This window comes from Methylomonas sp. MS20, from assembly GCF_050275925.1.
GTDB lineage: Bacteria > Pseudomonadota > Gammaproteobacteria > Methylococcales > Methylomonadaceae > Methylomonas > Methylomonas koyamae_A.
Map to the genome: position 1 here is coordinate 3,726,253 of NZ_CP189962.1, position 13,054 is coordinate 3,739,306.

Genomic DNA, 13,054 nt, shown 5'->3' on the forward strand with positions numbered 1-13,054 from the left:
CTTAACCTTATTGGCTTTTTGAAATCGAATTTCTTGGCGAACCCTAAAGTCCGCCGCTTGATTTATCCGAGTTTGGTTTTGACCCAATCCGGCACCGCCGCCAACGCCGCGCCCAAATTAGATGGATCGTTACCCCCAGCTTGGGCCATATCCGGCCGGCCGCCGCCTTTGCCGCCGACTTGGGTCGCGACGAAATTGACCAAATCGCCGGCCTTGACCTTGTCCATCGCATCCTTGGAAACACTCGCGATCAGGCTGACTTTATCGCCGCTGACGGCAGCCAATACCAGCGCGGCGCTGCCCAGCTTGTTTTTCAACTGATCGGCCAAATCGCGCAAAGCTTTCGGATCGACGTCGTCGAGTTTGACGGCCAAAACCTTGACACCATTGACGTCGACGGCCTGGCTGGTCATCTCGTCGCCGGCCGAGCTGGCCAGTTTGGATTTGAGTTTTTCCAGCTCTTTTTCCAGGCCGCGAGTTTTTTCCAGCAACTGATGGACTTTGTCTGCGGCTTTATCCGGCGCGGCTTTCAGCAGGCCGGCGATGCTGAGCAAGGCTTGCTCGCGATGGGCGATCCATTCCAACGCGCCTTGGCCGGTCACTGCTTCCAGACGGCGGACGCCAGCGGCAACGCCGGTTTCTCCAACGATTTTGAACAGACCGATGTCGCCGGTACGTTGCACGTGAGTACCGCCGCACAGCTCGGTCGAGAAATCGCCCATCGTCAACACCCGCACTTCGTCTCCGTATTTTTCGCCGAACAATGCCATCGCGCCAGCCTTGACCGCCTCGTCTTTCGCCATGATTTGCGCGCAGACGGCGTTGTTGCCGCGGATTTGTTCGTTGACGATGCGCTCGACGCTGGCGATTTGTGCGGCGCTCATCGGCTCGAAATGCGAGAAGTCGAAACGCAGCCGTTCGGCATTGACCTGCGAACCTTTCTGGGCGACGTGTTCTCCCAACACCGCGCGCAAGGCCGCGTGCAGCAAGTGAGTCGCGGAGTGGTTACGTTCCGTGGATTTTCGGATGTCGGCGTTGACACTGACTTCGCAAGCCATGCCTTCGGCAATCACACCTTTGACCACTTTGCCCTTATGCAGGAACAACTGGCCGCCCTGCTTTTGGGTGTCGCTGACTTCGAAGGTGCCGCCGGTGCATTCGATCACACCGCTGTCGCCGACCTGACCGCCGGACTCGGCATAGAACGGGGTTTGGTCCAGTATCACGACGCCTTCGTCACCGGCTTCCAGGCTTTCGACCGGCTGGCCTTTTTTGAACAAGCCGATGACTTGCACAGAACCGTCCAGATGCGAGTAGCCGGTAAATTCGGTGACGCTGTCGTGGCGAATGTCCTGGTCGTAATCGGCCGCGAACTGGCCGCCGGCCCGAGCCCGGTCGCGCTGGGCGCTCATTTCGATTTCGAAACCGGCATGGTCCACGCTCAAGTTGTGCTCACGGGCAAAATCGGCGGTCAAATCCACCGGGAAACCGTAAGTGTCGTACAGCAAGAACACCACGTCGCCGGGAATCACATGACCATCCAGCTTGGCGACGCAGTTTTCCAGGATGCGCATGCCCTGGCCCAGTGTTTCGGCGAAGCGCTCTTCTTCCTTCTTCAACACCCGCTCGACCTGATCTTGCGCCTTGACCAATTCCGGATAGGCTGCGCCCATTTCGTCGGCCAGCGGAGCGACCAGTTTGTAGAAGAAGGTGTCCTGGATGCCCAGGCGATAACCGTGGCGGATCGCCCGACGGACGATGCGGCGCAACACGTAACCCCGACCTTCGTTGGACGGCAACACGCCGTCGGCCACCAAAAATGCGCACGAGCGAATGTGGTCGGCGATCACCCGCAACGAGCTGTTGGTAAGATCGGTCGTACCGGCCAATGCGGCGGCGGTTTTGACCAGATTTTGGAAAATGTCGATCTCGTAATTGCTATGCACGCCCTGCATCACCGCCGCGATCCTCTCCAAACCCATGCCGGTATCGACCGACGGCGCCGGCAGCGGCGTCAGGTTGCCGTCCTTGTCGCGCTCGTATTGCATGAACACCAGGTTCCAAATTTCGATGTAGCGGTCGCCGTCTTCGTCCGGACTGCCCGGCGGGCCGCCGGCCACGTGCTCGCCGTGGTCGTAGAAAATCTCGGTGCACGGGCCGCACGGGCCGACATCGCCCATCGACCAGAAATTGTCCTTGGCGCCGATGCGCGAGAAGCGGGTCGGATCGATTTTGACCTCTTCCAGCCAGATCGCTTCGGCTTCCGAGTCCTCGTCGAACACCGTCACCCACAACTTAGTCGGCGGTATGCCCATTTCCTGGGTCAAAAAGTCCCAGGCAAAATGGATCGCATCGCGCTTGAAATAATCGCCGAAGCTGAAATTGCCCAGCATCTCGAAGAAGGTATGGTGGCGGGCGGTATAGCCGACGTTCTCCAGATCGTTATGCTTGCCGCCGGCCCGCACGCAACGCTGGCTGGTCGCGGCGCGGCTAAAGTCGACTTTCTCCCTCCCCAGAAACACGTCCTTAAACTGAACCATGCCGGCATTGGTGAACAGCAAGGTCGGATCGTTGCCCGGCACCAAGCTGCTGGATGGACGCACGGCATGGCCGCATTGGCGAAAGAATTCCAAAAAGGCGGCGCGGATTTCAGCGCTGGTCATGTTTTTCATGGTGGTTAGGTCGTTAATGTTTATATTCTTCAAAAATATTCGTTCGTTGGTCGAGTTTGATTCTCGCATTTAGCCTTTCGAGGTTTACCCTAGGACTAATCTAAGGCTCGCTAATATGATTCAACGTTACAAATTCAACGGCTACGCGATCATTGACTCTGCCGCCCATGTCGCTCATTGTCCAATCGGGTTTGAATATTGGTCGGATTGCGGCGACAATCCAATACCGCAAAAACCGAAACAAACTCGCTATCGAAGGTATAGTAAATTGCATAGGGGAAGCGCTTGGCCAACAGCCAATAAAAATCGCCAAACTTTTTGGGATGCACGCCGGCATATAGCGCCAAAGAGTCGATATCAGCAGACAGCGAGTCTAAAAAGTACTGACCGACACCCTTTTGCTGTCGTTCGTAAAACTCGAAACCGTCCAACAAATCAAACTTGGCATTGTCAAAGATGCGAATTTTCATCGAATCCTATCTTGAATTTCCTTTTTTGCCTCGTCCCAATCGGTAAACCCCACCAAGCCGGCTTTCGCCAAACGCGTTCTCTCCATCAATATTTCACCATGCCAATCAGGAGATGAATATTCAGCGGCCTGAATGGATAAGTCATTCCATAAAGCTTCCATCGCGGCAATTTTCTCGGCGACCGACATTTCATTTAATGGTAGCGTCACTTTCATATTCTCTATCCTTTAATGCAACAACATACGGTCGTACTTAGTTACCAACTTCCGTTATCCGAGCTATTACCATCGCTCTTCAAATTTCGGTTTTTTGATGCCCTCACCCCGTCCCTCTCCCGGATGGCGAGGGAGCGGATGCGCAGAAATTTGAAGTGCGAAAGGTATCGCTTCACTATTCGGAGTCAAGAACTCCGCATTTTAATCTTCAACACCACAAACACCCGCTTAATCGTCTCGCCGCTAAAGCCGCGCTGTTGCAAGAACCGGCTGCGTTTGGCCCATTCGTTGGGCGGCAGCGAGGTTTCATCGCCGTATTTGCCCGCATAAACATCCAAGGCCAGATTCAGCCAACCGCCTTGTTCCTCGGCTTGCGCATCCAGATCGGCGTCGGCGATGCCGCGCTGCTGCAATTCGTAAGCAATCCGCAGCGGTCCGTAGCCCTTGGCGATCCGCTCGCGGATGTAGCATTCGGCGTAGCGCGCGTCGTTTTGCCAGTTTTGACGGCTCAAATCGTCGATCACCGCCGCCACCTCGTCGCGCGCGAAGCCGCGCATGGCCAGTTTGTCCAGCAACTCGCGGCGGCTGTGCTCGCGGCGCGCCAGCAAGCGCACGCAGATGGCTTCGATGCGTTGGCGGCGTTCCAGCGGGTTGGCTATCGATTCGTCCGTCATTCGGCGCGGGCCGCAAAATGCGGACATTATCACACAGATAGCCGCCCCCTTAAACCGGCATACCGGCCCGATGCGCGCGGGCGCGGCGACCGGGCAGCGGCTATAATCGCGCTAGCAAACTCCGGGAGGCGGCTGATGAAGCTGAAAGATTGGTTCGAACAATGGGGCTTGACCAAGATCAAGCTGACGGCCGGCTTTTTCGAATCGGAATGGCAGGCGCAAACCGCCGACCGGGACGCGGCCTGGGAACTGTACGTGGAACTGCTGACCCGCATCGTCACCCAGCCCTTGCCGGACCGCGACGGCGACGAGCAAGCGGCGCTGAACAGCGTGCATAGCCTGTTCGGCATCACCCGCGAGATTCTGCGCCGCCAGGGCCGCAACTGCGAACAATTCAGCAAGGTGGCGATCGTGGTCTTAAACCAGGTCGTCCGGCCGTTTACCGCGAAATGGCACAAACTGGCCTTGGCCGGCGCCTTCGAACAACCCCAGCATTGCCGGGAGTTCCGCGACGAATTAAAAGCGCTGCAACTGGATTTGCTGATTTACGCGAAAGCGCTGGCGGCGATTGCCCAAGTGGAAGACCTGACGGCGGCGGCCTTCGACAACCCGGCCGACCGCTAAAAAATCGCGAGCGGCCTGCCGGCCGCTCGACAAGCAGAAAACCAAAGCCGAAAAGGGTAAAAGCACCAAGGGCTTAGGGTAAGTCCTGGGCAAGACGGAAGCCGAGGAAATTGAAACGGTATTCCGGACTGCTCCAGAGGCGGTGAGCCGAGCGGAGAGCGGCCGAGCTATTGCCACAGGAACCGCTCCGGATCACTCGCCGGCCGCCGTAGCCCCCTATCCGGGCCGAGCCGTCGTTCGGCGCGCCTTGATAGTCTTCGTACCAACCATCTTGCAGCCATTCCCAGACATTGCCGGCCATATCGTACAGACCGAATAGATTGGCGAGCTTTAGCCCAACCTCCTGGGTTGTGCCTGCGGCATTTTGGTCGAACCAGGCATAGTGTTTAGCCAGGCCCGCGTCGTCGCCCCAGAAAAACTCGCTTTGGGCCCCGGCGCGGCAGGCATATTCCCATTCCGCTTCGCTGGGCAGCCGGTAGGCTTTGCCGGTCGTTTCGCGCAGCCAGACGGCATAATCGACGGCGTCTTGCCAAGTAACATTGATCGCCGGTCGCCGCCCACGACCCCAGCCTTCGTCTTCGGGCTTGACACGCGCGGTTTGTTCGACAAAAACGTCGTATTCGGCGAAGGTCACCGGGTATTTACCCAGCTTGAAAGGTTTGGCGAAGGTGACGGTGTGAATCGGTTTTTCGTTGTCGTATTGATCGCCGCCCATAGCAAACGAGCCGGCGGGGATTGCGATCATTTCGGGTTCGATGACCCAATCGGGGCTATGTGCCGTCCCAGGGAGAACCGATGGCAGGGGTTCGAGCGCCACCGTCGGCAGCAAATCCTGAATGACCTCGCATAACAGCTTCAGCCCGGCTGACTCGTTATCGCCGTGCCAATCGAGCAAGTTGGCGGCTTGAATGCTGCGAAAACCAAAAGGTGGCTTCACGTCGTCCAGCAAGCACGGCACCAATATTCCCCGCTCGCGCCCCTCGTCGGCCTCCTCCAGCACCCAGTGCGAATCGATCGAAGACTTAGACCATGCCACCACCATGCAAGAGCAGATACTCAATTCGGTTTCTATCTTCTGCCGCCAGGTTTTGCCCGGAGGTGTGGTGCGGTCATAAAACACCGACCAGCCGCGCGCGCTCAATGCGGCCGCCAACGGCTTGATTCTTGCCAAATCGTTCTTCTGATAGCTTAAAAAAATGTCGGCCACGTCGTCCTTAATGTTTCTGATTAAATTTTCTGTCAAATCCTAAAGTATTGCGAATACCAACCCGAAACATCCAAATCACAGGTGAAGTCGCATTAGTAAAGTAGTAAAAATCGGCGCGGATTTTCGTCCAGTCTGCCAAGCCCGCGCGTGGCTAATATCTCGGAAAACCGGAGCGACCGCAAGACCGGGCGATGCGTTGGGTGTGGGATGGAAGTTCGCCTGGCTTGCGGCATTGGTGCTGTCGTGGGGGTGGCCTGTTCCCTTCGACTCCGCTCAGGGAACGGCGCTCTAACCGGGGAACGCCCCCAACCAAAACCAACCAAAACCAACCAAAACCAACCAAAACCAACCAAAACCAACCAGGACAAACTAGAATCAACCAGGGTCAACCATAATCAATCTGTACCGCGTTACGCAAGGGCGCTCAAGTCGGCACGCTTCCGCTAGCCAATCGAGCACGTCGCATTTTCGCCGCCGGCTGCTATCCGCGCTTCTCCGACTACTCACCGATTCAGTTTCGGTCTTCCGACACTCCGCAACGTTCTCCGCCCGTTAGCAGTGCGGAATCCAGCTTTTCAGGTCGCTCAGACCTCGCCGGCTGAGTGGAAAGCAAACTTGCAGATCGTTTGGAGCTCATCGGCTCAACGGAACTCAATCTTTCAGGTCGCTCGGACCTCATTTGGCTGAACGCTGCCCAATATTGCCGGTCGTTTGAGCCCCATTGGTTAAACGAAGTCCAATATTGCAGATCGTTTGGAGCTCATCAGCTTAACAGACCTCGATATTTCAGGTCGCTCTAGCCTTATTGGCTCAACGGAGCCGAAAATTTCAGATTGCTTAGAATTTCTTGATTTAACGGAACCCGGCGTTTTACGTCACTTGGAACCGTTTGGCGAGACGGCACCCTGTATTTCAGGTTCTTCGGAACCCGTCGGCTGAGCGAAGTGGGATGTTTCAGGTTGCCCGGAACTCGTTGGCTGAGCGGCGCCGGGCTTTTCAGGTTGCTCGGGAGTCGTTGGCTGAGCGGAGTCAGGGACCGTTGGCTGAGCGGAGTCGAAGCCAGCGTTTTGGCTATGGCTCGCATTCCGGCACTCGGCCAATCGGTGCAATAAGTTACTGTCGCCCGCCATCAGCGCCTGCTTCTTGTTGCGGCTCCAGCCTTGAATCTGTTTTTCCCGGATATAAGCGTCTTCAATCCGCTCGCACATCTCGCAATAAACCAATTGGACCGGCAATCGCTTTGCGGTGTGCTTGGCGCCCAAGCCGTTTTGGTGTTCCCACAAGCGGCGCTCCAAATCCCAGGTACTGCCGGTGTAATAGCTGCCGTCCGAGCATTGCAAAATATACAGGTAAGGCATTGAGTCGCCCCCCCAAAAAAGATTCGGCTAGGTTCGCCGAGTTGAGCGGCGAACTGCGTTAAGCCGGAAGCGCCGTTCGCCGTGCAGAGTCGCGTTCGCTGAGCGGAGCCGAAGCGATCGCCGCAGACAGCCAACCCGACTCCGCTCGGCTTCGATTCCGCTCGGCTTCGGCTCCGCTCAGCCGACGGAGTTAGTCGGCGTCGTTGAACTCGGCGTCTTCGTCGTCGGCCGGCGCTGGGGCGTTGGTCACCCGGCTGACGAAGGCTTTTTCGCGGATGGCTTTTTCCAATTCGGCGGCGGCCTCCGGGTGTTCGCGCAGGAATTGCTTGGCGTTGTCCTTGCCTTGGCCGATTTTGTCGTTGTTGTAGCTGTACCAAGAGCCGGATTTTTGGACGAAGCCGAATTCGACGCCCAAATCCACCAATTCGCCGAAGAAGGACACGCCTTCGCCGTACAGAATTTCGAAGTCGGCTTGCTTGAACGGCGGCGCGACTTTGTTTTTGACGATCTTGACGCGGGTTTCGTTGCCGATCACTTCGTCGCCTTTCTTGATGGCGCCGATGCGGCGAATGTCCATCCGCACCGAAGCGTAGAATTTCAGCGCGTTGCCGCCGGTAGTGGTTTCCGGGTTGCCGAACATCACGCCGATTTTCATCCGCAGCTGGTTGATGAAGATCACCAGCGTGTTGGAGCGTTTGATGTTGGCGGTGAGTTTGCGCAAGGCTTGCGACATCAAGCGCGCTTGCAGGCCCATATGCGAGTCGCCCATGTCGCCTTCGATTTCGGCTTTCGGGGTTAACGCCGCCACCGAGTCGATGACCACGATGTCGACCGCGCCGGAACGGACCAGCATGTCGGTGATTTCCAAGGCCTGCTCGCCGGTGTCAGGCTGAGAGACCAGCAGATCGTCGATGTTGACGCCGATTTTCTGGGCATAAACCGGGTCCAGCGCATGTTCGGCATCGACGAAGGCGGCGGTACCGCCCAGTTTTTGCACTTGCGCGATGGTTTGCAAGGTCAACGTGGTTTTACCGGACGATTCCGGACCGTAGATTTCGATGATCCGGCCGCGCGGCAAACCGCCGCAGCCCAGCGCGATATCGACCGACAGCGAGCCGGTCGAGACGACTTCGATGTCGCGGGTCGCGGCGACGTCGCCCATCCGCATCACCGAGCCCTTGCCGAATTGTTTTTCGATTTGGATCAGCGCCGCGCCCAGCGCCTTTTTCTTGTTCTCGTCCATTGTTGCCTGCCTTGGTTTGGCTACTGAAAGCCGGCGATTATCCCATAGGCCAGGGCCTTGAAACAGCTTTTCTCGCGGCCGGCTCAGGCGAACAACGCGGCCGCCTGGCATGGATTGAACGGAAAATACAGATGTAGATAGGAGGCTTGCAAGCGGCCGACCCGGTAAAACGCTTCGGCTTGACCGTGATGGCGGCGGGTAGTGGATTGGGTGTGCGGCGCCAGCGAGGTTTGCAAGGTCGAGAAATGAAAGCTGTGGCCGCGTATTTCGCCGTGCTCCAGTTCCAGACTGTGCATGCCCAGATTAGCGAGTTGGGTCTGCATCCGGGCCTGGCCGGGCAACAGGCCGACCATCTCGGCGGCCTGTCCGTCGCGGTCGGCCAGGCTGTCCAGCAAATACAAAAAGCCGCCGCATTCGGCGTAGATCGGCTTGCCGGCTTGGTGATGCTGGCGCAAGGCCTGTTTCATTGCCTGGTTGCCGGCTAGTTCGGCCAAGTGCAATTCGGGATAACCGCCGGGCAGGTAAACGGCGTCGGCCGCCGGCAAGTCGCTGTCTGCCAACGGCGAGAAGAAGGTCAAGGTTGCGCCCAAGGCTTGCAGGCAGTCCAGGTTGGCTGGATAGAGAAACGAGAACGCGGCATCCCTGGCGACCGCAATGGTCCGGCCGGCCAACAGGCGCGGCGGCGGCTCGCTCGTGACCTCGGCGAACCCCACCGGATCGGGCAAGCGGCAATCGCTGAGCAGGTCGGCGGCGCGGGCCAAGCGCTGATCGAGGTCGGCAATTTCGCCGGCTTGGTGCAAGCCCAAGTGACGCTCTGGCAAACCGACCGAAGCGTCGCCGCGCATAGCCGCCAACAACGGCATGTCGTCCGGAAGGGCTTCGGCCAGCAGATTGGCGTGGCCGGCGCTGCCGACCTTGTTGGCGATGACGCCGGCGAAGGCCAAGCCCGGCCGGTAGTGGGCCAAGCCGTAAGCGACCGCCGCAAAGGTTTGCGCCATGCCGTGAGCATCGATCACCGCCGCGACCGGCACAGCAAGCGTTTGGGCCAGATCGGCGCTGCTGCTGTCGCCGTCGTACAAACCCATCACCCCTTCGATCAGGATCAAATCGGCTTCGCCGGCCGCGCGATACAGCAACTCGCGGCAGTGGGCCTCGCCCATCATCCACAGATCGAGCTGATAGGCTGGGTGTCCGGATGCAAAGGCCAAAATCTGCGGATCGATGAAGTCCGGCCCGGTTTTGAATACCCGCACCTCGCGACCAAGCCGCCTATGGTAATAGGCCAGCGCGGCCGTCACCGTGGTTTTACCCTGGCCGGACGCCGGCGCGCTGATTAGGATGGCCGGACAGGATCGCGCCGGCTGGCTATTTGCATGAGTCAACGTTCAATCCCGACGATAAAACCACATCTGATACACGCTGAGCAGGATTTGCACGCCCATCGACAAGCCCATCAGCGCGCCGCTCAGCACGACGACGTAGGCGAACTCGCGGACATGTTTGGTGACGAACCAGGAGCCTACGTCCAGCAGCATCGCGACGAACGGAATCACCACCGCGATCCGTTTGACGTAAATATTCATGTCGCACAATAAAAAGATTTTGCCGATGAAAAACAGGATGAAGGCGATGCCGAACAAATGGATGTGCGATACCCTGACCAAGGCGGGAATCGACGCGCCGCCGGTGTGGGCGACTTCGGCGACGCCCGTAAAGGTAGTCAAATCCGGCAGCGACGGATTGGCGGCCGGATTGTGGCAATGTACGCAATCGCGGTTCAGAATCGGCGCGATTTTTTCGTCGTAGCCGTCCTTTTCCGCGCCGTCCTGTAACCATTTTTGAATAACTTCCTTGTCGCTCTTGTATTTCAGGTTAGGTTCCATGATGCCGTTGATCGCCGCGCCCAGGCGGGTTTGGCTGTTGGAACCGTGGTACATGATGACGATGTCGTCGATCGACAAGCCGCGCTTGCCGTCGCGGCCCTGGTGGGTGTAATACATGTTGACCAAGGCCATCAAATAACCCAGGCCTATCGTCAATAAAAACACGGTGTTGAGGATACGTTCGCTGACGGAAATATCCTTGAAACGGGTGTATTGCTTGCCCATGCGATCCCTCGGAGATTGATTGGATGGATAGTTTAACTTGGCAAAAAAAGACCGGCACGCAAAGTGCCGGTCAAGCGGGAGCCACGAGGTTTATCGAGGTCTTTAAGGACGACTTTAAAAACTTAACCAGGTATTGAAATACAAGGTGTTGTTGTCGCTGGCGTTACGTCCCGAGCCGTCGTAATTCTTGTCGCCGCCGTCGAAACGCGTGTAAGCCACATATTGGGCCGCGAAACGCAGATTCAAGTAGGACTCGGCAACACCCGCCGTTTTACCGAACGGGATGTAATTCAACTCGAAGGTAAAGTAGTCCGAATTCGGCCGCCTGTTCGGCGATGCTTCGTACAACACCGCGTCCTGATTACCGTGGATATGGTTGTATCCAACCGTCAAGCCGTAGGTTTGCTCGAAGGTGTAAGCGCCGTTCAAGCCCAAAAAGCCTAATTGCTGGTTGCGCTGTGCCGCGGATGCCGCGGCCGCGCTGGCCAGTAGATCTTGAGATTCGCGGATGTAGCTGGCTTTGAATTCATAGATATGCTTGGGGTTGGCCAAGTATTGGTAATTAAAATCCACGCCCAAATCGGTGTAGCGGTCGCTGACAGTCAACGTGGGGTCGGGCTGAACGTTGGCCCTGAAGCCGAAATGCCCCAACGATATATAGTGGCCTTGCCAATCTTTTTGCAAACCGATCCGCCAATACGGCGCTCCGCCATCCACTTTGACCGCGCCGTCGTCCCACTGCCCCATACCTTTTTGGGCGTACTTGGCAAAACTGGTATAGGCACCGGCTTCGAGGAAAACCGTATCGTCGATCATGCTGTACAAGGTGGCCCCGCCGATCTGGCCGCCCAGCGCGGCCAACGCCGGTTCGGCGCCGGGCGTACGCGCCAACGGCGATCCGGAATACGGGAATCCCCAAGCCGGCGTGGTGTTCCACAAATCCTGAACGGTCGGACTGTTATTGAACGACACGCCGTAGACAAAATTGCGCCCCAGCCAATCCGCTTCGTCGGCAATCCGAATATCGGTGTTGTCCAACGCGAAACGACTGGCCACGCCATCGTAGGTAAACTGCACGAAAGCGCCCATGTTGCCGTAAACCTTTCCGCCGTAAAACAACGAGGCCTGATCTAACGCCAGGTTGTTGTTGCTGTTAAAGTCGCGCCGCGCCAATACCGGGTCGGCGGGTATATCGCTATCGTTGCGCTTGGTATTGGTCAGCGAACCGACGGCCATGCCGCCGAAACGGCTGATGGCCGAATCGTTGTTACCCCACACGTAACCATTTAATTTGAATTGCCGGCCGTAAGGCGTCAAATTCGGACCGAAAGCTTGCGTATGACACATCGCGCAGGCCATGCCAGTTTGCCTGGCAAAACTCGGCAGGGCTTGCGCCTGACCGACGAAACCCCAGTACAAAACCGAACAAAACAACCAAAAGAAACGCCGAATCAATCGTCTCGTTATAATATGTTTTTCCATAAGTAACTCCATTAAAATAGAGTTTAAATTATAGCCAAGCCAAGATTAATCCAATATTAAAAATACGTTAATTTACGTTAAAAAACAGCAAGTTATAAATACGAAAAGCAAATAAAACCCCAAGCGCCGACAAAAATCAACGCCTTTCCAATTTTATAAAATTATTATCGACAATTCGCTGAAACAGTGACGGAACTAAAGCTGGTATAAACAGGCAACCCCGTTTATCTTTTAATAAACGACATTAAAACCATTAAAAATTAATAAATACGGAAGCCATCCCTAAATGATGCATCGTCATATTCACGTGCTTGGCATCTTCCAGATATTGATTCATATAGCCGATTTCGGTACGGACATGACTGTTGAAATTCCAGCCAAACCCGGCGAATACCCGGTTCTGATCGAAACCGGATTTGCCGCCCCAATCGGTGGTGTTGACCCGATAAAACGCTTCGTCCCAAGCCACCAGACTAAAACGCGGCTCGAACTCGAACGGATGCACGAATTTGATCATTTGCCGGGGGCGTTCGCGGACTTGGTTGCCGCGCAGGAAGTTGCTTTCCCACATGGTCCTGAAGGTAAAAGTACCGATGTCGGTCGGCAGCACGTAACGGAATGCCGGCCAGAAATCCTGTTGGGCGATGTACGGCTTGTTTTGGTTTTGGGTCGGCAGCCAGGTGTAGCCCAGCCAAATCGTGGCGCGATCGCTCAACGAGTAGCCCAGCGCGCCGCGCACCATGCCTTGGTACCAGTGCTCCCAGTTACCGTCGAAACGCGTCTGACCTTCCACCCAAACTCTGGCCTTTTCCAAATCCGGGTTGACGGCTTTCAGACTGCCTTCGCCAACCATTTGCAACCAGGCCCCGGTATCCTCGGCCAACTCGCCGGCTTGCGCGCTGGAGATACCCGGTCCGGCGACGAAAAACGCGGTTAACGTAAGCGTTGCCAATATCAATCGATTCGATGTCATTTCGGTCCTCCGACGACAAAACTAAAGT

12 protein-coding genes are annotated in these 13,054 nt (G+C 56.7%); 1 reads left to right on the plus strand and 11 read right to left on the minus strand.

The features are described 5' to 3' along the window. Positions 1 to 62: 62 nt before the first annotated feature. The 4 genes from alaS to ACQE3D_RS16610 all read right to left on the minus strand — a co-directional run bounded on the left by alaS (position 63) and on the right by ACQE3D_RS16610 (position 4,031). Positions 63 to 2,672 carry an alanine--tRNA ligase gene (alaS, locus tag ACQE3D_RS16595; RefSeq protein WP_313729683.1) on the minus strand — a complete coding sequence of 870 codons (2,610 nt, stop codon included), beginning with the start codon at positions 2,670 to 2,672 and terminating at the stop codon, positions 63 to 65. Between the two features lie 149 nt (positions 2,673 to 2,821). Further along, entirely contained in the window at positions 2,822 to 3,142 is a 321-nt protein-coding gene (locus tag ACQE3D_RS16600; protein WP_064025791.1) for a hypothetical protein, read from the minus strand. Beyond that, a complete protein-coding gene (locus tag ACQE3D_RS16605; protein WP_064025789.1) occupies positions 3,139 to 3,357 on the minus strand; it encodes an addiction module protein in 219 nt (72 codons plus the stop codon). The genes ACQE3D_RS16600 and ACQE3D_RS16605 overlap by 4 nt, the downstream gene beginning before the upstream one ends. A gap of 185 nt (positions 3,358 to 3,542) precedes the next feature. Next, on the minus strand, positions 3,543 to 4,031 hold the full coding sequence (locus ACQE3D_RS16610; protein WP_313729682.1) for a regulatory protein RecX: 489 nt from the start codon (positions 4,029 to 4,031) through the stop codon (positions 3,543 to 3,545). 135 nt (positions 4,032 to 4,166) lie between these two features. On the opposite strand from ACQE3D_RS16610, the gene ACQE3D_RS16615 reads away from it, so the two are divergent. Beyond that, positions 4,167 to 4,655, plus strand: coding sequence for a hypothetical protein (locus tag ACQE3D_RS16615; RefSeq protein WP_313729681.1), 489 nt, complete (start codon positions 4,167 to 4,169; stop codon positions 4,653 to 4,655). A 73-nt stretch (positions 4,656 to 4,728) separates the two neighbouring features. Here ACQE3D_RS16615 and ACQE3D_RS16620 read toward each other — a convergent pair whose 3' ends face one another. The 7 genes from ACQE3D_RS16620 to ACQE3D_RS16650 form a co-directional block, all read right to left on the minus strand. Then, entirely contained in the window at positions 4,729 to 5,898 is a 1,170-nt protein-coding gene (locus ACQE3D_RS16620) for an SUMF1/EgtB/PvdO family nonheme iron enzyme (RefSeq protein ID WP_313729680.1), read from the minus strand. An 839-nt stretch (positions 5,899 to 6,737) separates the two neighbouring features. Then, complete coding sequence (locus ACQE3D_RS16625; RefSeq protein ID WP_313729679.1) at positions 6,738 to 7,220, minus strand: GIY-YIG nuclease family protein; 483 nt, start codon at positions 7,218 to 7,220, stop codon at positions 6,738 to 6,740. Between the two features lie 190 nt (positions 7,221 to 7,410). Then, positions 7,411 to 8,463, minus strand: coding sequence for a recombinase RecA (gene recA / locus ACQE3D_RS16630; RefSeq protein ID WP_064030604.1), 1,053 nt, complete (start codon positions 8,461 to 8,463; stop codon positions 7,411 to 7,413). A gap of 83 nt (positions 8,464 to 8,546) precedes the next feature. After that, positions 8,547 to 9,845: a cobyrinate a,c-diamide synthase gene (locus ACQE3D_RS16635; RefSeq protein WP_313729678.1), complete on the minus strand. Its 1,299-nt coding sequence runs from the start codon at positions 9,843 to 9,845 to the stop codon at positions 8,547 to 8,549. A 3-nt stretch (positions 9,846 to 9,848) separates the two neighbouring features. After that, a complete protein-coding gene (locus ACQE3D_RS16640; RefSeq protein WP_313729677.1) occupies positions 9,849 to 10,571 on the minus strand; it encodes a hypothetical protein in 723 nt (240 codons plus the stop codon). Positions 10,572 to 10,685: 114 nt separating this feature from the next. Beyond that, entirely contained in the window at positions 10,686 to 12,053 is a 1,368-nt protein-coding gene (locus tag ACQE3D_RS16645; protein ID WP_071160939.1) for a hypothetical protein, read from the minus strand. A 253-nt stretch (positions 12,054 to 12,306) separates the two neighbouring features. Beyond that, complete coding sequence (locus ACQE3D_RS16650; RefSeq protein WP_313729676.1) at positions 12,307 to 13,026, minus strand: DUF2490 domain-containing protein; 720 nt, start codon at positions 13,024 to 13,026, stop codon at positions 12,307 to 12,309. Positions 13,027 to 13,054: the final 28 nt, after the last annotated feature.

Bases quoted from the DNA above. Each gene is read 5' to 3' on its own strand.
- ACQE3D_RS16610 (WP_313729682.1), bottom strand. From the start codon at position 4,031: ATGACGGACGAATCGATAGCCAACCCGCTGGAACGCCGCCAACGCATC.
- ACQE3D_RS16605 (WP_064025789.1), bottom strand. From the start codon at position 3,357: ATGAAAGTGACGCTACCATTAAATGAAATGTCGGTCGCCGAGAAAATT.
- ACQE3D_RS16625 (WP_313729679.1), bottom strand. From the start codon at position 7,220: ATGCCTTACCTGTATATTTTGCAATGCTCGGACGGCAGCTATTACACC.
- alaS (WP_313729683.1), bottom strand. From the start codon at position 2,672: ATGAAAAACATGACCAGCGCTGAAATCCGCGCCGCCTTTTTGGAATTC.
- recA (WP_064030604.1), bottom strand. From the start codon at position 8,463: ATGGACGAGAACAAGAAAAAGGCGCTGGGCGCGGCGCTGATCCAAATC.
- ACQE3D_RS16645 (WP_071160939.1), bottom strand. From the start codon at position 12,053: ATGGAAAAACATATTATAACGAGACGATTGATTCGGCGTTTCTTTTGG.
- ACQE3D_RS16615 (WP_313729681.1), top strand. From the start codon at position 4,167: ATGAAGCTGAAAGATTGGTTCGAACAATGGGGCTTGACCAAGATCAAG.
- ACQE3D_RS16640 (WP_313729677.1), bottom strand. From the start codon at position 10,571: ATGGGCAAGCAATACACCCGTTTCAAGGATATTTCCGTCAGCGAACGT.
- ACQE3D_RS16600 (WP_064025791.1), bottom strand. From the start codon at position 3,142: ATGAAAATTCGCATCTTTGACAATGCCAAGTTTGATTTGTTGGACGGT.
- ACQE3D_RS16650 (WP_313729676.1), bottom strand. From the start codon at position 13,026: ATGACATCGAATCGATTGATATTGGCAACGCTTACGTTAACCGCGTTT.